Below are 23624 nucleotides of genomic sequence, written 5' to 3'. Positions count from 1 at the left end.
TTTAGTGGTGACGCTCCCCGGAGCGTCATCAAACAGTCATCATTCTGTCGTGAAATAAAGGACTGGGAGCGCCTCTTCAAGCAAGAGCGCTCCCAGTCCTTTTTTTATCGCCAGAGATTGCCATGACCACGACCGAACAGCTGAGTGCCTTGAGCTCGATCCTGACTCAAAGCGGTTTGCACAGCCTGTTCCAGCCGATCATCTGTCTCTCCGAGCGTCGTATTCTCGGCTACGAAGCTCTCACTCGCGGTCCGTCCAACAGCCCTCTGCACTCGCCTATCGCGCTGTTCGCGGTGGCGCGTCAGGTCGGCCGCCTGAGCGAACTGGAAATTGCCTGCCGCCAGTCTGCCTGCCGTCGTTTCAACGAGCAGCAACTGCCGGGCAAGCTGTTCCTCAACGTCTCGCCGGAATCCCTGCTCGAAGCCGCGCACCAACCGGGGCGGACCTTGCAACTGCTGCAAGACTTCGGCATCCCACCGAGTCAAGTGGTGATCGAACTCACCGAACAGACGCCGATCGACGATTTCCAGTTGCTGCAAACTGCCCTGCATCACTATCGGGCGATGGGCTTTTCGATTGCGCTGGATGACCTAGGTGCCGGTTATTCGAGCTTGCGCCTGTGGTCGGAGCTGCGTCCGGACTATGTGAAAATCGACCGCCACTTCATCGACGGCATCCATCAGGACGCATTGAAACGCGAGTTCGTCGGCTCGATCCTGCAAATCGCCAAGGCGTCACGGGCACAGGTGATTGCCGAGGGGATCGAGTTGCCAGAGGAACTGGCGGTGCTGACCGAGATGGGCGTCGATCTGGTGCAGGGTTACCTGCTCGCTCGCCCTCAGGAGCATCCACCCCGCGATGCCCGGGCCCTGATGCCGAAACACGACAGCAGCACCGTGGCGTTGAACGACGAAGGCAGCGACCTCAGCGCCCTGCTCAACGAGCAACCGGCGGTGCATCGTGACACACCGACCGCCACGGTGCTGGAAGCCTTCCGCCGCCAGGCCAATCTGAACTCACTGGCGGTGCTCGACGAACAGGGCCAGCCGTGCGGCATCGTCCATCGCCATTCGTTGTCCGACGCCTTGCTCAAGCCGTTTGCCACCGACCTGTTCGCCCGCAAGCCAATCAGCCGCCTGATGAACGACGACTTCCTCGCTGTGGAAATGAGCCAGTCGCTGCAACAGGTCAGCCGCCTGATCACCAGCCGCGCCCGGCAGCGCATCGAAGAAGATTTCATCATCACCCTCAACGGCGGTTATCTGGGCCTTGGCCGGGTGATCGACGTGCTCAAACTGATCACCGAACTGAAAATCCAGCAGGCGCGCTACGCCAACCCGCTGACCCTGCTACCCGGCAACGTGCCGATCCAGCAATGCCTGACCCGCCTGCTGCAACAGGGCCGCGAATCGATCATCTGCTACGTCGACATCGACAGCTTCAAACCCTTCAACGACATCTACGGCTACGGCCGTGGCGACGAAGTCCTGCTGTGCCTGGCGCAATGTCTGAACGAACGCGTCGACCCGTCCCGCGACTTCGTCGGCCACATCGGCGGGCGACGACTTCCTGCTGGTACTCGGCCCGGAAGACTGGCGCAAACGCCTCAACCAACTGCTCGACGACTTCCAGAGCCAATGCCGCCGCTTCTATCGCCCTGAGCATCTTGAAGCCGGCTGCTTCATCGCGCCGAATCGCCAGGGTGTGCGGCAGGAGTTCCCGTTGCTCTCGTTATCGATCGGCGTAGTCCACCTACAACCCGAGGCCTGCGCAGAACTGGATGCCAGCCAACTCGCGGAAATGGCTTCGCAGGCGAAGCATCATGCGAAGAATGTTCCGGGATATAGCGTGCATGTGATTGATAGTCTCGCTGCCCCCGACCTTCAACTGCCGCAACTGATTGGCCAACGCTGATTCCCCACACGATACGATCCCTGTGGGAGCGGTCTTACCTTCGACCTACCAAGTCGACTGATTCTCCGCACTTGCTTTTTTTAGTTCCTCATTCCATTGCTCAACTGCCAATCTATATATATCTTCAAAAAATCCACGCGGATCGTCTACCATCGTTTCATCCCACGCAACGCATGTATTGGAGTCATAGTCATCTTCAAATAATTTTGAAAAATCAAAACATGGCGAATTCAAAGCTTCTTCAAGAATTTTAACCATCAAAAATTTATGTCGATACGTATATCCAAAAAAACCATCAAAAATATACTTTTTTATAACAACCTCTCTATCGAATGCGTCATTGGGGTCGTAAATAGATAGGGCCACCCCCAATGTTTCCTCCAGATCATAGGTTCCTATCCCACCAAGCCAATAAGAAAGCTGGGGAGTAAACGGAAGATTCACTCCTGGCGACATCAACATAAAACACTCCTAATCCGGGAAAGCTGTGTAAGGGCTATTAATATTTTGTCTGCGAAACCGCACTTCAGAATAATTCAACTCATCTACATATCGTGGATTTTGTTGATCTCTTCTATTTGGCTTATATCCTCTGCCACCATTCGGCATCTCTTTCCTCACCACCGGGTCCCCCTGTGATGTAAATCCTGTAGGAGCAGGAGGGTTTCGGTTCATTCTGGAAACAGCGTCATTGATAGCGTGGAGCTGTAGCCGCCAACTCTTGAACTGAGAGCTCGAATTTACCCTCTCCCGTGCTCCACTTATTGTGGGATGACTGCCATCAATGGATCTTTGCTTGAGCGCGTGATCCGGAATTTCCGGATTATGTTTAGCGACAGTATGCATTTGGTATAAAGACTCGTATTCATTCACTCGCCTCTTCGCATTCGCCTCTGCCAACTCATCAATCTTCGCCCGCCGTTCCTGCGCTGTGATTCGCGGCAGCTGTGACTCGCCTTCATCAACAGCCGAACCGCCCACCCCACCCGGCACCGTACAACCCGGCTTATTCGGCGGCGGACAATTGGCATTCAACCCCAACGGATCCACCCACCCCGTCGGATTCGGCACGTACTGGTATTGGTTTAGTCCTCCAGCCCAACTTCACCGGATCCGGCGTCAGATACCTGCCCAACCTCGGGTCGTAATACCGATGCCGGTTGTAATGCAGCCCACTTTCCGCATCGAAATACTGCCCCTGAAACCGCAGCGGCTGGTCCAGGTAGTCCTCGCCCGCGAGGGTGATCGCCGACACCTTGCCGTAGGCGTCGTATTGCGCCGACCAGACGATTTCGCCGCTGTAGTCGGTCAGTTCCTGCGGGGTGCCGAGGTGGTCGAGTTGGTAGTAGAACGGGCAGGCCTTTTTCGGACCTTTGCCGTCGAGCAGCGCCAGTGGGCGGAAGGTGCCGGGTTCGTAGACGTAGCTGCGGTGGTGGTTAGGGCCGCTTTCGGCGACGAGGTGGTCGCCTTGCCAGAAGAGAACTCGGTGGTCTGGCCGTCGACGGTTTTGCGGATGCGCCGGCCGAAGGCGTCGTATTGGTAGGTCGCGGTTTGGCCGTCGGCGCGGGTCAGGCCGATCAGGCGGTGCTGGCAGTCGTAGCGGTACTCGGTGACGAGTTGCTGGTCGCGGCCACGGCGTTCGCGGATCAGGTTGCCGAAGGCGTCGTAGTCGTAGTGCCGGTCGCCCTGCATCAGCAGGCGGTTGCCCTTGATCCGCGTCGGGCCGGGACGATCCTGCATCAGCAGGTTGCCGGCCGGGTCGTGGGCGAAGGATTCCGGCAGTTCGTCGCGCGAGTGACGGACGCGGATCAAGCGGTCGAGGGCGTCATAGCCATAGGTGCGCTGGCCGTGGCGGCTGTCGGCAATGTGCTCGAGGTTGCCGTTGGCGCTGTAGGCATAATCCCGGCGATACAGCGAGTCGTGCTGATGACCTACAGCGTGGGCGAGTAAACGTCCCTGATCGTCGTAGGCATAATCGCTGCGCAGCAGGCCTTGCTGGCGTTGTTGTTCGCGACCGGACAGGTAGACGTGACTGGTCAGCCGCGTGCCATTGAGGTCGATGGCGGTCAGCGCGCCGCCCTTGGCGTAGTGATAGTCGAGCTTGCTGTTGTCCGGCAGACGCTGGCGCTTGAGCTGGCCGCAAGCGTCGTAGACATAACGCAGGGTGCCCCAGCCCTGATGCTCGGTGATCAGCCGGTCCTGCCGGTCATATTCAAAGGCCAGTGGATGCTTTTGACCGTCATCGACCCCGGTCAAACGGCCCAGTCGGTCATAGGTGTAAGCCACCTCAACCCCGTCCGGCAGGGTTTTCAGCAGCAAGCGCCCGGCCGCATCACGCGCGTAGACGGTGACCAGCGTCGAGCCGTCATCACCGAACTCGGTCTTCTCCAGCAGGTGCCCGTTGCGGTCGTAGGCGTAAGCGGTGCGCCGGCCGTCGAAGCCGGTTTCCTGTCGGATCAATCCGCTCGGCGTGTAGTCCAGCCGGTACTTTTCCCCGGACTCGTTCTCGATTTCCGTGAGCAGCAGTTGCGCATGGTCGTAGCGGTACTGCACCCGCGTGCCGTCGGGGTTGATCTTGCGCGAGACCCGATGCAGGTCGTCGTCATACTCGTAGCGGGTGATGCGCCCGAGTTCGTCGCGCTCGGCAGTGACTTGGCCGTAAGCGCCATAGCTGTAGGCACGGGTAGCGCCCGTAGGAAAGGTCGTCTGAATTAGTCGGCCAACAGCGTCCCACTGCTGGCGGGTGATCGCGCCGTGTTCGTCGCAAGTGGTCGTCCGTCGCCCCAGCGCGTCGTAGGAAAAGCGCCGCACACCACCGTCGGGCAGGGTTTCCTCGATCAGTTGCCCGAGGTCGTTCCACGACAACTTGTGCCGGCTGGTGTCCGGGTAGCGGATCGACAGTAACTGCCCGCGCGTGTCGTAGTAGTAATGGGTGACCTGGCCGTCAGGATCGACCGCCTCGGTGACATCGCCCTCGGCGTTGCGCCGAAACGTCCACACCGCCTCGCCGCGAGAACGGCTGTGCAGGAAACCGTTGCGGTATTCGTAGGACGTTGGCTCGTCGTCCGGCGGCAGCAGCGCGATCAGCCGTCCGACGTCGTCGTAACGGTATTCGGTGACCGCGCCCAGCGGATCCTGCTCGGCGATCAGCCGGCCCTGATCGTCATAAGCCTTGAGGTGCTCACCGCCATCGGCCTCGACCTTGCGCACCAGCCGTGCGCTGTCGTCGTGGACGTAGGTTTCTTCGCTGCCATCGACGTAGTGCACCGCGACGCTGCCGTCATCGGCCCAGACGTAACGGGTGTCCATCTGCGCGAACGACGCCCAGTGCCGCACGCAACGCGCCGACTTGCCCGAGCGTTCCCATTCCCAGAAGAAACTCGCGCCGCCGGTCAGTTGCCGCTGCAGGATGACGTGCTGATCGTCGTAGTCGTAACGCTCGCTGTCACCGACCGCGTTGGTCGCAGCCAACAACCGCTGACGGGCGTCGTAGCAATAACTGACCAGCGTTTGCTCGGTGCGCCAGCCATCAGCCTCAAGCACCTGGTAATCAACCGCGACCAGATGCGCCCGGTCATAGCGCAACAGCAGCGAGCGGCCCGCGCCATTGTCCAGGCGGAAAATCCGCTGCTGATGATCGCGAGAAACGCTCAGACGATTGCCATGCGCATCACTGACCGCCACCAACCGCCCGGCACGAAAGTGATAAAACCGCGCCGCATCCCCGGCCAGCGCGAGGATCAGTTCCTCCGGCTCATCGCCGAGAAAAATCGCCGCCCGCGACAGACTGTTGTGAATCGCCGGCCGCTCCACACTGGGCAACGGAAACCGCGTGCGGCGATTTTCGTGATCGACCCAGATCACCGCCTCGCCATCGAACTCCAGCCGATGCGCCAGCGAATGACTCCAGCCAAACCCCAGCCCGACATCGATCTCCACCGCGCTGGTGCGGTACAACCGGGTGAACTCGAACGGCAGCAAACCATCGAGCGTGCCGTCGGTCAGGGTCAGCAATTCCTCGCCGGTAACCATCGACACCGGACAGCCGTTGGTGCAGGTCAGCGGTGCGCAATCGGCGCTGTCGCCGTTGGGGTTTTTCGCTTGATCGGGAGCGTTATCGTGGTGCTCGTTTTTCTTCAGGGCGGCATTGCGCTTCGCATCCCAGCGCAATTGCATGCGGCCCTTTTTCACCCCGGCGGCGGTACCCCGCGCGGCGACAGTTTTGTATTGATCGACGTAATGGATGAACGTGTTGACGATGCCGAACATCGCCTTGACCAGGCGTTTCACAACCGAGAGCAACTGGGCGGCGCGATCCGCCAGGCGTAGCGTGAGATAAGCGATCCCGGCGCCAGCCCCGACGAATGTCAACACAACGCCGATCAGCACATCGATCAGCACCTGCACGATCATCATCGACGCCGTTTCAGCGGTTTTGCCGGCGATCTGGCTGGGCGGCAGCATCTCCAGCCAGAGACTCGCCGCACGCAACAGCAAACACAGCGCCGCTTCATCACTGACCAGCAACTGCAGTTTCTGCATGACATCCGGAGCTGCTTCTGCGAGATGAATCAGATCAGCCGCGCCGCTTCCCAGCCGCTCGGCAAATGCGCCTGGATCCTTGAGAATCTCCGACAGCATGCCGATGCTGTCCCACACCCCCTCGATCGCCGCCCAGCTCCCGGCGAGCATGCCGTTGCCCGCCGCCGTCGCCACCGACTGCGACCACTGCGGCTTGAACCCCTGCCACTCGCTGCGCAACCAGCCATCCAGCTCGCCGGTCAAGCCGTCGTAGGACTGGAACAGCGCCCCGATCTGCTCCGGGATAACGTCGCTGTGCACCTGCACGCGATAGAACTTGCCTGGCGTACCGGCGAATGTTCCCCGGCCTTGCGCATCAAGTGCGACGGGGAAAGTTTGGCCATCACCCACCGCCACCACATCCACCACGATGTCGCCCAGCGGAATGTCGTACACCGACTCGAATTTGCTCTCGATCGCCAGCACCCCGCTTTTCGGGCACTGCACGACGCCGGTGGCAAACTCACTGTCGCCCGTGCTGACCGCGGTGACGCGATCACCAAAGCGGATAACCCGCTCCATGCCCATCAGCGACGGCAGGTCCGCCGCGTGGCTGACCTGGTCGGCCGCGCGACTCAACCAATGCTCAAGTTGTTGGCGATAGAGGTCGAGGGTGTCGGGGAAGCTGTCGAGTTCCTGCTCGATGCGGCTGACGGCTTCCATCAGCGCACGCGACGATGCGGGGTGGAATGAAAAACCGGGTCAAACATGAGCGTTCCCTCGCGCAAAAATTAGGCGCGGGGACTTTGCGGGGGATCAAGCAGGAAAGAAGTCAGGCGAGTAGGCGTTTACTGTAGGACTAATCTGCAAAAGACCGATTACTACAAAACGTATAGCGATAAACGCAAACGTGGCGTGAGGTTTCCCTCACGCCACGTTTATCGAGCGATACAAAATGATTTACCGGGTTTAATCCCGAGCGCTCAATTCTTTGAGTTTGAGCTCGGCCAACGGGTGACCGGCCTTGGCGGCCAACGTCCACCAGCGCGCCGCTTCGGCCGGATCCGGCGCTTTGCTCGGCGTACCGGCCAAGCTGATCACGCCGACCTGATAAGCCGCTTTGCGATCACCGGCAAGCGCCGCCAGACGCAACAGCCGCACACCCTCTTCGCGGGCACCCAGGCCAACCCCGCGAAACGTCAGAATGTGCCCATAAAAGCTCTGCGCGCCGACATCGCCAAGATTGGCCATGCGCGCAAACTGCCCTTCGAGCCAGCGCCAGCCTCTGGGCTGGCGCACAAACCATGACCAGTGAAACAGCCTGCGGGCCAACCAGTAACTGGCCGACGCCTTGAGTCGTAAGAACACTCAGGCCTCCGCCGATTCCGGGTACTCGTATTCGAACACCCTGACCACTTCCGACGCATGCCAGGAGGCAGCAGCAACGCCATCAGAGGGCCCGGAAAAGCGCCCCAGACGCTCGACACACTCAAAGAAACCGGTACGTGGCAAACGGCTGGCACCCTGGCTGATCACCAGCGAACTGCGCAACGGCTGTTCAGCCTTGGCGTCCAGCGCGGCCAGATGCTCAAGTGCCGCGGTCAGCGTCTGCATCGCCGGCGTCGGCAGTTGCAAACGTTCGAGCAAGGCTCGATAGGTCAACAGATGGCGCTGCCTGCGCGCCTGATCCAGCTCCCCGAGCAATCCGTCCCAATGTTGACGACTGATGCGTACGCTCACGATTCATCCCTCCAACCCGGCACCGTCAGTTCCCAGGCCAGGCTGCGACGAATCGCGGCGTCAGGTTGACGCTCGCCGCTTTCGATCATGGCCAGATAAGACGGGCTGATGCCTACCGTGCGGGCCAGCGCCTCAATGGCGATGCCCTTCCCTTCGCGCAAACTGCGTAGTTGATCCAGACCTGGAAGAATCGGGTCCGGCGTTGCGGCGGCCGGCGCTGGCGCCTGCTGCGGCGGTGTTTCGTTGATGCCTGCTGCTTTCAGTAGAGCCTGATACTGGACCCATGGCAGAACCGCATACTCGGGTTCGCCATCGCGTGCAATTATCTGAATATCCATGACTACCCCGTAGGACAACAACACTTAGCGAGTCGGCACTTTTCCCTAGAAGTGTAATCCTAACAGCGGCCAAGGTCGCGGGGGGTATCTATCTGTCTGCAGGCGAAGTGAATCAGGGCTTTTTCGGGCCCTGAAGCTGAAGTTGCTCGGGAGTATCAGGCAGGCGCTCGACCACCGCGAGTTTTTCCGGCTGCTGGCGGTTGCGCCAGAGCCGAAAAGCATTGAGCTCATCGTCGAGGGTTTTCATCAGCCAAGCCAGAACGGCGATGTCATCGAGCATGCCGAACACCGGGATGAAATCCGGAATCGCATCCACCGGGCTGAGGAAGTACATCAGGCCCGCCACCACCGAGACGATGGCTTTCGGGCTGATCGCTCGGTATTCGCCACGCCAGTATGCAAGACACAGTGCCTGGAGCAAACGCAGATCTTCCTTGAGTTTGCCAAGGCGATTGCCTTGCGCCGCTCCTTTGCTCGCCACCGCGAACAACAGGGTCGGCAGACGCCCACGCGCCAGCAATCGACCGGCGAGGGGCAGAAATCGGGCGAAATTCCACGGCGCTTTCATCTATTTCTCCCGTTGAAATGTTATCCACACAAATTGTGGATAACCTTGTGAACAGAGCTGCATTTCAGCGCTGAAAGCCCCGTTTTATAAGGGCCGCGCTCAGATCGGGCGTTTTTTACTCACATAAAAAACCCCAATATTTCATTGACTTGGCGGCTCAGGGCGTCTAGCGCTGGCAGCCTCAATCTCTAGGACTGCTGTAAGCGCCATCCGTTCGCTCTGTTTACCGCCAGCATCGTCCAGATGCAACAACGCCCCGCATATGCGAGGCGTTGTCTTCGAAGCTACAGCCGATTACTTGGCGGCGGCGTCTTCTTTGGCTGGATCCTTGATGGCCAGCAGTTCCAAGTCGAAGACCAGAACCGAGTTGGCCGGGATTGCCGGGCTTGGCGATTGCGCGCCGTAAGCCAGATCGCTAGGGATGTACAGTTTGTACTTCTCGCCAACGTGCATCAGTTGCAGACCTTCAACCCAACCCGGGATCACACCGCTGACCGGCAGATCGATCGGGCTGCCACGTTCAACAGAGCTGTCGAACACGGTGCCGTTGGTCAGCTTGCCGGTGTAGTGAACGGTCACGACGTCGGTAGGCTTGGGCTGTGGGCCGTCGGCTTTCTTGACCACTTCGTACTGCAGACCGGAAGCGGTGGTGGTGACACCAGGCTTCTTGCCGTTTTCTTCGAGGAATTTCTTGCCGGCGGCTGCCGACTCTTCGCTCATCTTGGCCATGCGCTCTTCAGCACGCTTTTGCAGCGCGGCGAAGGCTTCGACCAGTTCTTCGTCTTTCAGCTTCTGTTCTTTCTTGCCGACGGCATCTTCGATGCCCTGGGCTACCGCTTTGGAGTCCAGATCATCCATGCCTTCCTGAGCAAGGCTCTTGCCCATGTTCAGGCCGATACCGTAGGAAGCTTTTTGCGCCGGGGTTTTCAGCTCTACGCTGGTCTGCGAATCACAACCCGCGAGGACCAGGCTAACCAGGGCTACCGCCGCCGCCAACCGATGCTGTTTCATGCTATTTCCTTGTTCATGCGCCGAAAGGGCAATCGAGTAAAGCCGCGAGCTTATCAGGCCGCCACGACCAATGGCTACCGGCATGAGAGCAGGAAATGTCCGATAAGTTCAGGGATTAAAACGCATTCGGGCCAAGGGACGATGAAGCTTCTGTCATCTGGAGCTGACAAGGACTGACGGGACTTCCTACGACAGCTGGCGTAATGGCCACTTGCCGCACCTGCAACAGCTGAGGCATAACAAGGCAACAACTCGACAAGGATGTTTATCTTGCGCCTCTTATACCGTGTGCTGGCACTGATCATTGTGCTGCTGGGCCTGGCTCTGGCAGTGATTCTGTACTACGTCGCCAACCCGAAACTGCCCTTCTATACCCCCGCCCAACAGGTGCATTACCTGCAGCAGTGGAGCGAGGAGGAACGCCAGACCTACTACTTCACGCCGCAGGGCACACAGGTCAAAGGCCTGCGCTATGAATGGTTCGAGGCGCTGGAACTGCCCTTCTCTCAGCAGCGTTTCGCGTCCCCGGAATACCTCGCACGCTTCGGTTTTCTGGTTGATCCACAGCAGAAAGCCACGCCGAACAACCCCGGCAATCTGCCGGTCGGCTTCGCCCGCCACGCGAATCCCGGTGGCACCGAGCATTATCTCGATATCACCTGCGCCGCCTGCCACACTGGCGAATTGCGCTTCAAGGGCCAGGCCGTGCGAATTGACGGTGGTTCGGCGCAGCATGTCTTGCCTTCCAGCGTTCCTACATTGCGCGGTGGCAGTTTCGGACAAGCCTTGGTCGCGAGTCTGGCCGCGACTTACTACAACCCGTGGAAATTCGAGCGTTTCGCCAAAAATGTTCTGGGCGATGACTACGAGACACGCCACGAGCAACTGCGCAAAGACTTCAAGCAATCGCTGAACATCTTCCTCAAAGTCGCCTGGAACGACACGCATCGCGGCCTCTACCCTACCGAAGAAGGCCCGGGCCGCACCGACGCATTCGGCCGCATCGCCAACGCCACCTTCGGCGACGCGATCTCCCCCGCTAACTACCGCGTGGCCAACGCACCGGTGGACTACCCGCAACTGTGGGACATGTGGACGTTCGACTGGGTGCAGTGGAACGGTTCGGCGCAGCAACCGATGGCGCGCAACATCGGGGAGGCACTGGGTGTCGGCGCCACGTTGAATTTCTTCGACAGCAATGGCCAGCCGCTGCAGGGCGATGCCCGTTACGCCTCCAGTGTCCGCGTGCGTGATCTGCACAAAATCGAAGAAACCCTGCAACACCTGCAACCACCCGCCTGGCCGGAAGATGTCTTGGGTGCGGTGGACAAACCACTGGCTGCCAAGGGCCGCGCGCTGTTTGCCGAGAACTGCGCCGGTTGCCACGTGCCGCGCAAGACCCAGGAGGGCGAACGCTGGGTGCAGCATTTGCACCTGCTGCCGGTGGAGGTAATCGGTACCGATCCGAATGCGGCGACCAACATAGCCAACCACCGTTTCGACCTGACGCCGCTGCAATGGGACCTGAAGGAGTTGGAGCAGATGGATGTGAAGTTGCATCCGACGCCCACCGAACCACTGGATTTGAGCCAGCTCTCGGTGGCCAAGGGCCTGGCCTACGTCACCGCGTTCGTCGAGAACCGCGCCTATCGCGAGGCCGGCGTCACCCCGCAGGAAAAACCCCAACTCGACGGCTTCGGACTGCCGATCGGCGTACGCGAAAAGGTCGCCTACAAGGCCAGGCCGTTGGCCGGTATCTGGGCCACCGCGCCGTTTCTGCACAACGGTTCAGTACCGAGCCTTTATCAACTGCTGTCACCGCAGGATGAGCGCGCCACGACGTTCTATAAAGGTTCGTTCGAATACGACCCGCGCCATCTGGGGTATCGCACCGAAGCCTTTACCAATGGTTTCCTGTTCGACACGCGGATTAGCGGCAACCACAACAGCGGTCATGAATTCCGCGCCGGCGAGCGCGGCAGTGGGGTCATCGGCCGACTGCTGCAACCAGAGGAGCGCTGGGCCTTGCTGGAATACCTGAAAGTACTGGGCGGACCACTGGAGCCGCAATTGCCATGAGGATCGACCCGTATAAAAGACCGTCGATGTTCGCCCGCGTCTGGATGTGGCTGGGGCGCCTGCTGGGCAAAGCCCTACTGACATTGCTGATTATCGGCCTGCTGGGCTGGGCCATCGCGAGCGCATGGTTCGTCTGGCAACACAGAGGCCCGGTGTCAGCGCAGGAACAGGTTCCCGCCGGTGAAGCGGCGATGACCCAGGACGTGATCCAGACCGCCGTACGCATCGTCGATCAACACCGTGAAGGCACCCGTTATCTGCGCGACGCGCATGCCAAGGCCCATGGTTGCGTGAAAGCCGAAGTGACGGTGCTGCCGGAACTGACACCAGCGCTGCGCCAAGGTGTTTTCACCGAACCAGGCAAAACCTGGCAGGCGATGATTCGCCTGTCCAATGGCAACGCCTACCCGCAGTTCGACAGCATCCGCGATGCCCGGGGCATGGCAATCAAACTGCTCGATGTGCCCGGCAAACCATTGCTCGGCGACCGTCAGCAACGCCGCGAGCAAAACTTCGTGATGTTCAGCCACCCGAATTTCTTTGTCAGCGATGTCGCCGAGTATCGTCAGAATGTGGCGGCTCAGGCTGACGGCAAAAAGATGATGGCGTTCTTTCCTGGCTGGGATCCGCGCAACTGGCAGATCCGCCACCTGTTCATCGCCTTGGCGACCCTGGCGCCGCCACCGAACAGCCCGACGGCGACCACGTACTTTTCGGTATCGCCCTACAAATTCGGGGAGGCAAATGTGAAGTTTCGAGTCGCGCCGGATCCGGACAATTGCCCGGCGTATGCCCTGCCCCCACAAAACCACGACCTGCCGAATTTCCTGCGCAGCGCCTTGAACCAGCAACTGTCGACGGATCGGGTGCCAGCGTGTTTTGTGCTGCAGATTCAGCGCCAGGACGCGAACAAGTACATGCCAATCGAGGACACCAGCATCGAGTGGCGCGAGCAGGATTCACCGTTCGAAAGTGTGGCGCGAATCACCCTGCCTGCGCAGGACTTTGACACGCCGGCATTGAATCTGGCGTGCGACAACCTGTCGTTCAATCCGTGGTTTGGTATCGAGGCGCACCGACCGATTGGCGGGATCAACCGCTTGCGCAAAGCGGTGTATGAGGCGGTGAGCGATTATCGGCACAGTCGCAATGCCGAACAGTGAGAAGACGAGGAGATGATTTGTGGTGAGGGGATTTATCCCCGATGGGATGCGAAGCAGCCCCAGCTTGAAGACTTTCGGCCTGCTGCGCAGGCCATCGGGGATAAATCCCCTCGCCACACAGGCATTGCAGAAATTCGCAAATCGCAGACAGCAAAAAGCCCGCACTAGGCGGGCTTTCTGTGGTGACCTGGCGTTCAGTGGGTCCAGGTGACCGAATATGGCGCAGCGGACGGGACTCGAACCCGCGACCCCCGGCGTGACAGGCCGGTATTCTAACCGACTGAACTACCGCTGCGCGAAACGCTTGAAACGAATGGTGGGTGATGACGGGATCGAACCGCCGACATTCTGCTTGTAAGGCAGACGCTCTCCCAGCTGAGCTAATCACCCTTCGCTTCGTTACGGGGAGCATTATGCCACAAGTTTTCGTAATGTGTTGATTTAATTGAAGTTTTTTTCAAAAAAATCTGAAAACCGGTGAAACGACACAAACCCGATGGAACAAGGTACAAACTTGAGACAGAAAAAAACCCGCTTCAGCGGGTTTTTCCGTGGTGACCTGGCGTTCAGTGGTCCAGGTTACCGAATATGGCGCAGCGGACGGGACTCGAACCCGCGACCCCCGGCGTGACAGGCCGGTATTCTAACCGACTGAACTACCGCTGCGCTAAACACTTGAAACGAATGGTGGGTGATGACGGGATCGAACCGCCGACATTCTGCTTGTAAGGCAGACGCTCTCCCAGCTGAGCTAATCACCCTTCGCTTCGGTGTGGCGCGCATTCTACGGAGCGACCCAACCTCTGGCAAGCACTTTTTTAATTAATTTTCTCAGGCCTTCCAAAGGCTTAGAGAAGGGTTGGCCTATGACCCGGCGAAGACAATAATGCCCCCCTTTGTATAAAGGAGAGACTCACCCCATGTGGTTCAAAAACCTGCTTATCTATCGCCTGACCCAAGACCTGCCTGTCGATGCCGAGGCGCTGGAAACTGCACTGGCCACCAAACTGGCGCGTCCATGTGCAAGCCAGGAGTTGACCACCTACGGTTTCGTCGCGCCGTTCGGCAAAGGCGAAGATGCGCCACTGGTGCACGTCAGCGGTGACTTCCTGCTGATCGCTGCGCGTAAAGAAGAACGCATTCTGCCGGGCAGCGTCGTGCGCGATGCGGTCAAGGAGAAGGTCGAAGAGATCGAAGCCGAGCAGATGCGCAAGGTCTATAAGAAGGAACGCGATCAGATCAAGGATGAAATCATCCAGGCGTTCCTGCCGCGCGCCTTTATCCGTCGCTCGTCGACCTTCGCCGCCATCGCGCCGAAACAGGGCCTGATCCTGGTCAACTCGGCCAGCCCGAAACGTGCCGAAGACCTGCTTTCCACAATGCGTGAAGTGCTCGGCACCCTGCCCGTGCGTCCACTGACCGTGAAAACCGCACCGACGGCCGTGATGACCGAATGGGTCACCACCCAGCAAGCCGCCCCGGACTTCTTCGTACTGGACGAATGCGAGCTGCGCGATACCCACGAAGACGGCGGCATCGTGCGTTGCAAGCGTCAGGACCTGACCAGCGAAGAAATCCAGCTGCACCTGAGCACCGGTAAAGTCGTGACTCAGTTGTCGCTGGCCTGGCAGGACAAACTGTCGTTCATGCTCGATGACAAGATGACCGTCAAACGCCTGAAGTTCGAAGACCTGCTGCAGGATCAGGCGGAACAGGACGGTGGCGACGAGGCCCTAGGCCAACTGGACGCCAGCTTCACCCTGATGATGCTGACCTTCGGCGACTTCCTGCCGGCGCTGGTGGAAGCGTTGGGCGGTGAAGAGACTCCGCAGGGGATCTAAAACCCTTGTGAAATCCCAATGTGGGAGCAGGCTTGCTCGCGAAAGCGGTGTGTCATTCAACATTAACTTGGCTGACCCGCCGCTTTCGCGAGCAAGCCCGCTCCCACAATTGGTTTTGTGGTGTAACTAATAATAAGGAACAGGCCATGCGCGCACTGGCTGCACTGAGCCGCTTTGTCGGCAACACTTTCGCTTACTGGGTTCTGATTTTCGCCGTGATCGCGTTCCTGCAACCGGCGTGGTTTCTCGGCCTCAAGGGCGCGATCGTGCCGCTGCTGGGGCTGGTGATGTTCGGCATGGGCCTGACCCTCAAACTCGGTGACTTCGCTGCCGTCGCCCGCCATCCGTGGCGCGTGGCTCTGGGCGTGGTCGCACATTTCGTGATCATGCCCGGCGTGGCGTGGTTGCTCTGCCAGATCTTCCACCTGCCGCCGGAAATCGCGGTCGGGGTGATTCTGGTCGGCTGCTGCCCAAGCGGCACCTCTTCCAACGTCATGACCTGGCTGGCCCGCGGCGATCTGGCGCTGTCGGTGGCGATTGCTGCCGTCACCACCCTCCTCGCCCCGTTGCTGACCCCGGCGCTGATCTGGCTGCTGGCTTCGGCGTGGTTGCCGGTTTCGTTCATGGAATTGTTCTGGTCGATTCTGCAAGTGGTGCTGCTGCCGATCGTGCTCGGCGTGGTCGCGCAACGCGTGCTCGGCGACAAGGTGCGCCACGCGGTGGACGTGTTGCCACTGGTGTCGGTGGTCAGCATCGTGATCATCGTCACCGCCGTGGTGGCCGCCAGTCAGGCGAAAATCGCCGAATCCGGTCTGCTGATCATGGCCGTGGTGATGCTGCACAACAGCTTCGGCTACTTGCTGGGTTACTTCACTGGACGCCTGTTCAAGTTGCCACTGGCGCAGCGCAAGTCGCTGGCGCTGGAAGTCGGCATGCAGAACTCGGGGTTGGGCGCGGCCTTGGCCAGTGCGCACTTCTCGCCGCTGGCCGCGGTGCCGAGCGCGTTGTTCAGCGTCTGGCACAACATTTCCGGGGCGTTGCTCTCGACGTACTTCCGGCGCATGAGCGAGAAAGAAGACCGTGAGGCGCTAGCGCAGCAGCCAGCCAACTGACCGGGAAACTTGATCCCCGGATTAATGCTCGGCAGACTGTTGCGCTACGCGGGGACGACCCTGCGGCTCGATCGAGTTATCAATCTGGGGACGGCCCCGTCAATCGATGGAGGTCTCTTATGTCCTGGATCATTCTGTTTTTCGCCGGCCTGTTCGAAGTCGGCTGGGCCGTCGGCCTGAAATACACCGACGGCTTCACCCGCCCGCTCCCCACCGTCCTGACCGTTGCGGCCATGGCCATCAGCCTTGGCCTGCTGGGTCTGGCAATGAAGGAATTGCCGCTGGGTACGGCTTATGCGATCTGGACCGGAGTCGGTGCCGTGGGCACGGTGATTGCCGGGATCATTCTGTTTGGCGAGTCGATGGCATTGATTCGGCTGGCCAGTGTGGCGTTGATCATTACCGGGTTGATTGGTCTCAAGGTCAGCGCTTAGGCCACTGGCCTCTATCGCGAGCAGGCTCACTCCTACAAGGGGTACGCGCTTCAAATGTAGGAGTGAGCCTGCTCGCGATAGGGCCATATCAGGTGACAACTACCTGACAGTCCCGCGCAACGCCCCCACCAACCCCTGCAATTTCGCCGGTTCCGCAGTTTCCACCGCCACCGCCGAACCCGCCACCAACGTCACCCGCGACCACAACCGCTTGAACAGCCCCTTGTTCGGATCGCGGCTGAAGAAACTCCCCCACAACCCTTGCAACGCCAGCGGAATCACCGGCACCGGGGTTTCTTCGAGAATCCGCGTCAGCCCGCCCTTGAACTCATTGATCTCGCCGTCAGTGGTCAACTTGCCTTCCGGGAAGATGCACACCAGCTCACCGTCCTTCAGATACTGGGCAATCCGGGTGAAGGCTTTTTCGTAGATCTGGATGTCTTCGTTGCGTCCGGCAATCGGAATCGTCCCCGCCGTGCGGAAGATAAAGTTCAGCACCGGCAGGTTGTAGATTTTGTAGTACATGACAAAGCGAATCGGCCGACGCACCGCACCGCCAATCAGTAGCGCATCGACGAACGACACGTGGTTGCACACCAACAGCGCCGCGCCCTCGTCCGGGATCGCCTCGAGGTTGCGGTGCTCGACGCGGTACATGGAATGGCTGAGCAGCCAGATCATGAAACGCATGCTGAACTCGGGGACGATCTTGAAGATGTAGGCGTTGACGCCGATGTTCAGCAGCGACACCACCAGGAACAATTGCGGAATCGACAGTTTGACCACACTCAGCAACACGATCGAAACGATCGCCGACACCACCATGAACAGAGCGTTGAGAATGTTGTTGGCGGCAATCACCCGCGCCCGCTCGTTCTCGGCGGTGCGCGACTGGATCAACGCGTACAGCGGCACGATATAGAAACCGCCAAAAATGCCGAGGCCGAGAATGTCGACCAGCACCGCCCAGGTATGCGCAAAGCCCAGCACTTCGGTCCAGCTGTGGCCGTTGACGCTTTCCGGGATTCCACCGGAATGCCACCACAGCAGCAGGCCAAACACGGTCAGGCCGAACGAACCGAACGGCACCAGACCGATCTCGACCTTGCGCCCGGAGAGTTTCTCGCAAAGCATCGAACCCAGCGCAATGCCTACTGAAAACACCGTGAGAATCAGCGTCACCACGGTTTCGTCGCCGTGCATCCATTCCTTGGCGTAGGCCGGGATCTGCGTCAGGTAAATCGCCCCGACAAACCAGAACCACGAGTTGCCGACAATCGAACGCGACACCGCAGGCGTCTGGCCCAGACCGAGTTTCAGCGTGGCCCAGGACTGGCTGAAGATGTTCCAGTTCAGGCGCATTTCCGGCGATGCCGCCGCCGCGCGCGGAATGCTGCGACTGGCGAGATATCCCAGCACTGCAATCCCGACAATCGCGGTCGAAACCAGCGGCGCGTAGTGCGTCGAGGACATGATGATGCCGGCGCCGATGGTCCCGGCAAGGATCGCCAGGAACGTGCCCATCTCCACCAGCCCGTTGCCGCCGACCAGTTCATCCTCGCGCAACGCCTGCGGCAGGATCGAATACTTCACCGGCCCGAACAGCGCCGAATGCGTGCCCATGGCAAACAGCGCCACCAGCATCAGCGACAGGTGATCGAACAGGAAACCGATCGATCCTACGGCCATGATCGCGATTTCCGCGAGTTTGATCAGACGGATCAACGCGTCCTTGGCGAATTTTTCCCCGAACTGCCCGGCCAACGCCGAAAACAGAAAGAACGGCAGGATAAACAGCAGCGCGCACAGGTTGACCCAGATCGAACGGTCACCTTCGATGGTCAGCCGATACAGAATGGCGAGGATCAGCGATTGCTTGAACACGTTGTCGTTGAACGCGCCCAGCGACTGCGTGATGAAAAACGGCAGAAAGCGCCGAGTGCGAAGCAGGTTGAACTGTGAGGGGTGACTCATCTTCCGTGTTTCCCTGAGGTCGGTAGAGAATGGCCTGGATCTGCTTATTGGAATCTCGATCGGCGATCCAGGCCACACCTTACCTAAACTTTTCAGGATATTTCTTCAACCCTGCAATACAAGGTGAGACAAACAGCTCACCGCGCCACGCGCCTTGCACGGTGCGTTTACCGACGATCAGCCACATCACCGCCAGCAGGCTCACCAGCATGCAGCCGACCACGCTGAAAAAACCCAGGTTCAGCGTGCTGGCGAGCTTGAGGGTCGCCAGCGAATACACGCCCAGCGGGAAGGTAAAACCCCACCAGCCGAGGTTGAACGGGATGCCGTCACGCAGGTAACGCGCGGTGATCAGCAGCGCCATCAACATCCACCACAAGCCGAAGCCCCACAGGGTGATACCGGCGACCAGCCCCACGCCAGCAGCGATTTCACCGATGCCCGGCAGGCCGTTGGCGGCGAAGATCGCTGGTGCATCAGCGCCCAGCAGCAACATGCCCAACGCACCAGTGCCGATCGGGCCGAGGGCCAGCCAGCTTGAGGCGGCCATGTTTTCGTGAGGCAGTTTATGCAGGGCCATGCGCAGCAACAGGATAGTCAGAATGCTGAACGCCACCGGCAGGGAAAATGCCCAGAGCACGTAGCTGGTGGTCAGCACCACCAGTTGCGCGTGGGCATCAGCCAGATGCGGAGCGAGCAAGCCGCCGCTGGCCGCCGCCACTTCCGCCGCCACCACCGGCAACAGCCAGACCGCGGTCATCTGGTCGATGCTGTGTTCCTGGCGGGTAAACATCATGTAAGGGATCAACACACCGCAGGCCAGCGACATCGCCACGTCGAGCCACCACAGCACTTCGGCAAGATGAATTACGCCCTCGCCCCAGCGTGGCAGACCGAACAGCAGAAAGCCGTTAATGATGGTCGCCAAACCCATGGGAATGGAGCCGAAGAACATCGAAACAGTGGAGTGACCGAAGATCCGCCGCGCTTCATCGAAGAATAAAATCCAGCGCGCGGCATAGGCGAAGGTAAACAAGGTGAACAACAGAATGTTGAACAGCCACAAACCCTCGGCCACCACGTGCAGCCCGGGAATCGCCACCGGTAATTGCGCCAGCGCCAGGGCCAGCACGCCGGTGCCCATGGTCGCGGCGAACCAGTTCGGGGTGAATTGACGGATCACTTCACGTGGATGCTGAAGCTGGCTGAACGGCTTGATGCCGGGTTTGGCGGTGTTGGGGCAAGTCATCATGAACTCCTGTCCTCAGGTGAGGTTGAGCCCATGGTAGAACCGAATCGAATATCTATATAACGGGTAATTTCTCTATCTGTTATCTACTTTACAGATAAGCAGTCAAACACTGCCTTCGCTTTCGATCACCAGAATCCGCGCCGCGCCCTGCGGATGCGCCACGTGCTCGGTACCGACTGAGGCGTAGAAGATGTCCCCGACCTCAAGCAGCGCCTGCTTTTCTTCACCCTGTTCGCGATAACGCATCTGCACCTGACCATCGAGCACCACAAACACTTCCTCACCATCGTTGACGTGCCATTTGTAAGGCTGATCAGTCCAGTGCAGGCGCGTGGTGATGCCGTTCATGTTGGCAATGTCCAGCGCACCCCAGGCACGCTCGGCGGTGAACGACTTGCTGCGGATAATCTTCATCGATGTCCTATTCCTTGCGACGTGCCAAACCAGAAACCACAGCGACAAACAGCAGGCTGAAGCCCCATCCAGCAAGAATCTCGCACCACATCACAAATCGGACCCAACGCTTGCCACTGATAAAGAAGCTAAAAAACTCAAAAACCGGATTGGCTTTTGGTGTTTCAATCAGTGGAGCCCAGTCATTTTCCTGGTGCAGGTCAACCAGAGGCAGTAGTAGATCTAGTGAGAATGCGATCGGACTGAACCCGGTATATTCTTCACGCAGCTTCTCACATAAATACCAATTACCCGATCCCTTGAACGCATCTGGCAGCTCTGCCGGCGTGCGATAACTACTCTTTTTGAGCCACACCTGCTCCCGGTCCGGACGACAGGTGTCATAAGCTTCGTTTTGAAAAATCAGGGGATTACTGGGAGCAAATACTCCGAAACTGGCGGCACTCCAGTAGACCAATGTGCAAAATCCCCAAACCAGTGCGAACCATGGCAGCAGTAGCATCGGACGGTAGCCGAAGCCAGTCAGATAACCATAAAGAAAGTGCAAGAACTTCGCGGAGGCGGCGTAAAGCTTTCGAAAAGACGGGGACCAGGTACTCGGTGACTGACCAATGCGACCAGATTCACGCAAGCACTGCTCATACTCAATACCCACCTCTTTGGCTTCTTCGGTATGGCCAGTAGATTCAAGTACTTGCTGCAATTGGCGCCAGGGCTGAGGACGAAAATGCTCTTTGAATGTCATCGGTGACGTCTCGTCTTTTTCCAGACAGGCTTTCTGCTTTTTCAACCATGTCATGCGCTCACTGACTGGCATCGGTTTATGCACATCCACAGAGTCGTAGATAAAACCATTGAGAATCGGGCGCTCTCCCCATGAAGCAAGATCGTCATTGATGGTCGCGACGCTGGTTCCTAAAAACGAGATTTGCTTGGGAGCGGACTTGAGGTCGCGCAAATCGAGCCTCCCTTTCACTCTCATCTCATTTGCTCGTAGCTCCTGCATGGCAGCGCCATCAAACTCAACATTTCCTTCGACCTCCAAACCAGCTAGTTGCAGTCGCCCCTGGATTTCACAGTCTTGACTGAAAAGCGCGTTACCTCTGATAAAAGCGCGCTCAGCGGTCATCGCATGTGCATTTCCAATCGCAAAAAATTTCGAACGCCTACAGCTCAACTGGCCCGAGATCCTTGCACCCAGCAAATTAACAGTGCCTTTCGAAGTAAAGCCGTCCCGGAGAAAGACAGGACCATTGATACAAGCAAAATCCAAGTCGAGAGACTGTTCGTCATCAACAGTAAAACTTGCATTTACGCAATTGAATTGCCCGCCAATTACGGCAGACCTGAAACGTACCAAGCCCTTTGCAGAAAAGCCGCCATTAAGATAAACACCCGTACGTATTTCGGCAAAAGAGGCATCCAGGCACGACTCCCCCCCACCATCAAATTGTGAACCTAAACAAACCAGCCTGGCGGCAATTCGGGCCGAGCCGAGTTCGACAAGACCATTGGTAGAAGTTGATGAAAAGACCAGGCTGTCATTGACAACAATTCGTTCACCTAAAAAAGATTTGAGCGAGCAACCTTCAAATTTGAGCATACGTTCAAAGCTGGCGCCTCGGACATTGAGGTCCCGTTCAAACAAACAATTCTTAAAAGTGACCGGGGTGGTCACGCAAATGCCCGCTAAAAAAAGTGGCCCTTCGATAAAGGCACCTTGCAGGTAAAGATTCTCCCCAAGAAATGCTCCTTTGGAATACGTCAGGATCAGAGCGCGCAGGAAAGTTGCTCGTACAACATTCTCCGCAGTCGACGAGACGGGGAGCTCGTCAGTGATGGTGGCAATCACTCCCCGCTTGAAGCAATCCAGCAAGCGCTTCTCAGCAGGACGTAATCCACCCTTGCCATTCTGCAAGCGTCCCAGCAATTCGCCGATTTCATCCATTCTCGTTCACTCAAATCATTTCACTGCGAATAATGGTTCGCATGGTAGTGAACAGGCGTTTTGCCATCAAACAATTATTCACCCGCGGAAGGATTGAGGTTAATGCGCGAGACCAGAGGTTGACGCGAGATCAGAATCAGACCGCTTACTGAGAGAACCACCAATGCCAAGCCGTAACAGTCAGTAGTCGCCAGCAAACCAAAGCTGATAGTCAAATGCCCAGCCAGCAACGCCGGCAAACAGAACGCCAGATAACTCAGCGCGTAGTACGCCGACATCAAACCGGCCCGTTCATGCGGCAGGGCCAACGGCACCAGGCTGCGCACCGCGCCGAGGAAACCCGAGCCAAAGCCGCAACCGGCAACCAGTGTGCCGAGGAAAAACAGCGCCAGACTGGCGCTGTGCACGCCGAGCAAAATCAGCAGCACGCCGATAGGCAGCAGACTGGCGCCGATTTGCAGGGCTTTGCCGGCGGGACGATTGCGCAAAGTGAAAATCATCAGCGCCCCGGTCACGGTCAACGCCGAGACAGTCGCGCCGCCGATCAGGTTCGACGTCGAGCCCGTGGCGGTGCGCACCAGCGACGGCGCCAGCGAGGCAAAAAAGCCGCCGAGGGCCCAGGTTGCGGTGTTCAGCGGTAGCACACGCCATAAGGTCGAACGCGCCTGAACCGGCACATGCAGGGTTGGCCGCAGCGAAGCCCAGGCCCCTGCTTGTGGAGTGACGCTTTCCGGCAGACGCCAGACGTACACCGCCTGCAACACAAACAGCGCCAGCAGCAGCCAGTAGGTCAATTGCAACGGCGCCGGGGCGAACTCGGCCAGCAAACCACAGCCCATGCTGCCCAGCGCCATACCGAGCAACGGTGCGACGCTGTTGATCAACGGCCCTTGCTGACGGTCGGTGTCGAGCAGCGTCGCGCTCAGAACAGCGGTGGCCATGCCGGTGGCAAAACCTTGCAGCACGCGGGCGCTGATCAGCCAGGCGACGCTGTCGGCGTGGATGAACAGCAGCATCGCCAGCGCATTGAGCAGCACCGCGGTGAAAATCACCGGTTTACGTCCCAGGTGATCGGACAGCGATCCGACCGTCAGCAGCGCCGCCAGCAGACTCAGCGCATACACGCCGAAAATCAGGGTCAGCACCGCTGCCGAGAAGTGCAGTTGATCCTGATACAGGTGATACAGCGGCGTCGGCGCCGTGGAGGCGGCGAGAAAACTCAACAAGGTGATCGCCAGAAAAATCAGGCTGCCACGGTTGGAAGCAAGGCTGGTCATGGGCACACTCCGCAAAAGCTAATTTTTTGCTTTTGCGG

16 protein-coding genes, 4 tRNA genes and 2 pseudogenes are annotated in these 23624 nt (G+C 58.9%); 6 read left to right on the top strand and 16 right to left on the bottom strand.

Annotated features, from left to right (window positions below; all coding sequences use genetic code 11):
* Positions 1-122 precede the first annotated feature (122 nt).
* Positions 123-1914, top strand: a pseudogene (locus tag E3Z29_RS11485) (bifunctional diguanylate cyclase/phosphodiesterase).
* Between the two features lie 45 nt (positions 1915-1959).
* Here E3Z29_RS11485 and E3Z29_RS11480 read toward each other — a convergent pair.
* The 7 genes and pseudogenes from E3Z29_RS11480 to E3Z29_RS11450 form a co-directional block, all read right to left on the bottom strand.
* Positions 1960-2376 carry a hypothetical protein gene (locus E3Z29_RS11480; protein WP_134785809.1) on the bottom strand — a complete coding sequence of 139 codons (417 nt, stop codon included), beginning with the start codon at positions 2374-2376 and terminating at the stop codon, positions 1960-1962.
* Between the two features lie 9 nt (positions 2377-2385).
* A pseudogene (locus E3Z29_RS11475) lies at positions 2386-7158 on the bottom strand (RHS repeat-associated core domain-containing protein).
* 246 nt (positions 7159-7404) lie between these two features.
* Positions 7405-7803, bottom strand: coding sequence for a sel1 repeat family protein (locus tag E3Z29_RS11470; protein WP_134785808.1), 399 nt, complete (start codon positions 7801-7803; stop codon positions 7405-7407).
* On the bottom strand, positions 7804-8175 hold the full coding sequence (locus E3Z29_RS11465) for a hypothetical protein (protein WP_003223109.1): 372 nt from the start codon (positions 8173-8175) through the stop codon (positions 7804-7806).
* Entirely contained in the window at positions 8172-8513 is a 342-nt protein-coding gene (locus E3Z29_RS11460; RefSeq protein WP_098967902.1) for a helix-turn-helix domain-containing protein, read from the bottom strand. The genes E3Z29_RS11465 and E3Z29_RS11460 overlap by 4 nt, the downstream gene beginning before the upstream one ends.
* Before the next feature lie 112 nt (positions 8514-8625).
* The gene (locus E3Z29_RS11455) at positions 8626-9081 is read right to left on the bottom strand and encodes a YkvA family protein (protein ID WP_027613367.1); all 456 of its coding nucleotides are present in this window, start codon (positions 9079-9081) and stop codon (positions 8626-8628) included.
* Positions 9082-9375: 294 nt separating this feature from the next.
* The gene (locus tag E3Z29_RS11450; protein ID WP_007966725.1) at positions 9376-10092 is read right to left on the bottom strand and encodes an FKBP-type peptidyl-prolyl cis-trans isomerase; all 717 of its coding nucleotides are present in this window, start codon (positions 10090-10092) and stop codon (positions 9376-9378) included.
* Between the two features lie 270 nt (positions 10093-10362).
* Here E3Z29_RS11450 and E3Z29_RS11445 point away from each other — a divergent pair, with 270 nt between their 5' ends.
* Entirely contained in the window at positions 10363-12171 is a 1809-nt protein-coding gene (locus E3Z29_RS11445) for a di-heme-cytochrome C peroxidase (RefSeq protein WP_134785807.1), read from the top strand.
* Complete coding sequence (locus E3Z29_RS11440; RefSeq protein WP_134785806.1) at positions 12168-13334, top strand: catalase family protein; 1167 nt, start codon at positions 12168-12170, stop codon at positions 13332-13334. The genes E3Z29_RS11445 and E3Z29_RS11440 overlap by 4 nt, the downstream gene beginning before the upstream one ends.
* A gap of 218 nt (positions 13335-13552) precedes the next feature.
* Here the strand turns inward: E3Z29_RS11440 and E3Z29_RS11435 are convergent.
* The 4 genes from E3Z29_RS11435 to E3Z29_RS11420 form a co-directional block, all read right to left on the bottom strand.
* Positions 13553-13629 (bottom strand) — tRNA-Asp (locus E3Z29_RS11435).
* Between the two features lie 19 nt (positions 13630-13648).
* Positions 13649-13724: transfer RNA gene (locus E3Z29_RS11430), tRNA-Val, on the bottom strand.
* A gap of 199 nt (positions 13725-13923) precedes the next feature.
* Positions 13924-14000, bottom strand: a tRNA-Asp gene (locus E3Z29_RS11425).
* Between the two features lie 19 nt (positions 14001-14019).
* Positions 14020-14095, bottom strand: a tRNA-Val gene (locus tag E3Z29_RS11420).
* A 159-nt stretch (positions 14096-14254) separates the two neighbouring features.
* Here E3Z29_RS11420 and rdgC point away from each other — a divergent pair.
* The 3 genes from rdgC to sugE all read left to right on the top strand — a co-directional run bounded on the left by rdgC (position 14255) and on the right by sugE (position 16721).
* The gene (gene rdgC, locus E3Z29_RS11415; protein ID WP_003223096.1) at positions 14255-15175 is read left to right on the top strand and encodes a recombination-associated protein RdgC; all 921 of its coding nucleotides are present in this window, start codon (positions 14255-14257) and stop codon (positions 15173-15175) included.
* A gap of 146 nt (positions 15176-15321) precedes the next feature.
* Positions 15322-16287 carry a bile acid:sodium symporter family protein gene (locus tag E3Z29_RS11410; protein WP_134785805.1) on the top strand — a complete coding sequence of 322 codons (966 nt, stop codon included), beginning with the start codon at positions 15322-15324 and terminating at the stop codon, positions 16285-16287.
* Positions 16288-16406: 119 nt separating this feature from the next.
* Positions 16407-16721, top strand: coding sequence for a quaternary ammonium compound efflux SMR transporter SugE (gene sugE, locus E3Z29_RS11405; RefSeq protein WP_003223093.1), 315 nt, complete (start codon positions 16407-16409; stop codon positions 16719-16721).
* 99 nt (positions 16722-16820) lie between these two features.
* Here the strand turns inward: sugE and E3Z29_RS11400 are convergent, their stop codons facing one another.
* The 5 genes from E3Z29_RS11400 to E3Z29_RS11380 all read right to left on the bottom strand — a co-directional run bounded on the left by E3Z29_RS11400 (position 16821) and on the right by E3Z29_RS11380 (position 23586).
* Positions 16821-18695, bottom strand: a complete 1875-nt coding sequence (locus E3Z29_RS11400; RefSeq protein ID WP_134785804.1) for an MFS transporter — start codon at positions 18693-18695, stop codon at positions 16821-16823.
* A 79-nt stretch (positions 18696-18774) separates the two neighbouring features.
* Entirely contained in the window at positions 18775-19944 is a 1170-nt protein-coding gene (locus E3Z29_RS11395) for a TDT family transporter (RefSeq protein WP_134785803.1), read from the bottom strand.
* A gap of 105 nt (positions 19945-20049) precedes the next feature.
* A complete protein-coding gene (locus E3Z29_RS11390) occupies positions 20050-20361 on the bottom strand; it encodes a cupin (protein WP_097087529.1) in 312 nt (103 codons plus the stop codon).
* A 7-nt stretch (positions 20362-20368) separates the two neighbouring features.
* Positions 20369-22309, bottom strand: coding sequence for a membrane-associated oxidoreductase (locus E3Z29_RS29605; RefSeq protein WP_256662077.1), 1941 nt, complete (start codon positions 22307-22309; stop codon positions 20369-20371).
* Positions 22310-22383: 74 nt separating this feature from the next.
* A complete protein-coding gene (locus E3Z29_RS11380; protein ID WP_134785802.1) occupies positions 22384-23586 on the bottom strand; it encodes an MFS transporter in 1203 nt (400 codons plus the stop codon).
* Between the last annotated feature and the right edge of the window lie 38 nt (positions 23587-23624).

Source organism: Pseudomonas sp. S150 (assembly GCF_004526365.1).
In the GTDB taxonomy this organism is placed as follows: Bacteria; Pseudomonadota; Gammaproteobacteria; order Pseudomonadales; family Pseudomonadaceae; genus Aquipseudomonas; species Aquipseudomonas putida_A.
The sequence above is the reverse complement of the archived record's forward strand: the minus strand, read 5'-3'. Positions and strand labels throughout refer to the sequence as shown.

What these genes read in the sequence shown, in the direction of transcription:
- E3Z29_RS11455 (WP_027613367.1), bottom strand. Translation starts at nt 9,081, where the DNA reads ATGAAAGCGCCGTGGAATTTCGCCCGATTTCTGCCCCTCGCCGGTCGA.
- E3Z29_RS11380 (WP_134785802.1), bottom strand. Translation starts at nt 23,586, where the DNA reads ATGACCAGCCTTGCTTCCAACCGTGGCAGCCTGATTTTTCTGGCGATC.
- E3Z29_RS11410 (WP_134785805.1), top strand. Translation starts at nt 15,322, where the DNA reads ATGCGCGCACTGGCTGCACTGAGCCGCTTTGTCGGCAACACTTTCGCT.
- E3Z29_RS11395 (WP_134785803.1), bottom strand. Translation starts at nt 19,944, where the DNA reads ATGACTTGCCCCAACACCGCCAAACCCGGCATCAAGCCGTTCAGCCAG.
- rdgC (WP_003223096.1), top strand. Translation starts at nt 14,255, where the DNA reads ATGTGGTTCAAAAACCTGCTTATCTATCGCCTGACCCAAGACCTGCCT.
- E3Z29_RS29605 (WP_256662077.1), bottom strand. Translation starts at nt 22,309, where the DNA reads ATGGATGAAATCGGCGAATTGCTGGGACGCTTGCAGAATGGCAAGGGT.
- E3Z29_RS11480 (WP_134785809.1), bottom strand. Translation starts at nt 2,376, where the DNA reads ATGTTGATGTCGCCAGGAGTGAATCTTCCGTTTACTCCCCAGCTTTCT.
- E3Z29_RS11400 (WP_134785804.1), bottom strand. Translation starts at nt 18,695, where the DNA reads ATGAGTCACCCCTCACAGTTCAACCTGCTTCGCACTCGGCGCTTTCTG.
- sugE (WP_003223093.1), top strand. Translation starts at nt 16,407, where the DNA reads ATGTCCTGGATCATTCTGTTTTTCGCCGGCCTGTTCGAAGTCGGCTGG.
- E3Z29_RS11390 (WP_097087529.1), bottom strand. Translation starts at nt 20,361, where the DNA reads ATGAAGATTATCCGCAGCAAGTCGTTCACCGCCGAGCGTGCCTGGGGT.
- E3Z29_RS11460 (WP_098967902.1), bottom strand. Translation starts at nt 8,513, where the DNA reads ATGGATATTCAGATAATTGCACGCGATGGCGAACCCGAGTATGCGGTT.
- E3Z29_RS11450 (WP_007966725.1), bottom strand. Translation starts at nt 10,092, where the DNA reads ATGAAACAGCATCGGTTGGCGGCGGCGGTAGCCCTGGTTAGCCTGGTC.
- E3Z29_RS11440 (WP_134785806.1), top strand. Translation starts at nt 12,168, where the DNA reads ATGAGGATCGACCCGTATAAAAGACCGTCGATGTTCGCCCGCGTCTGG.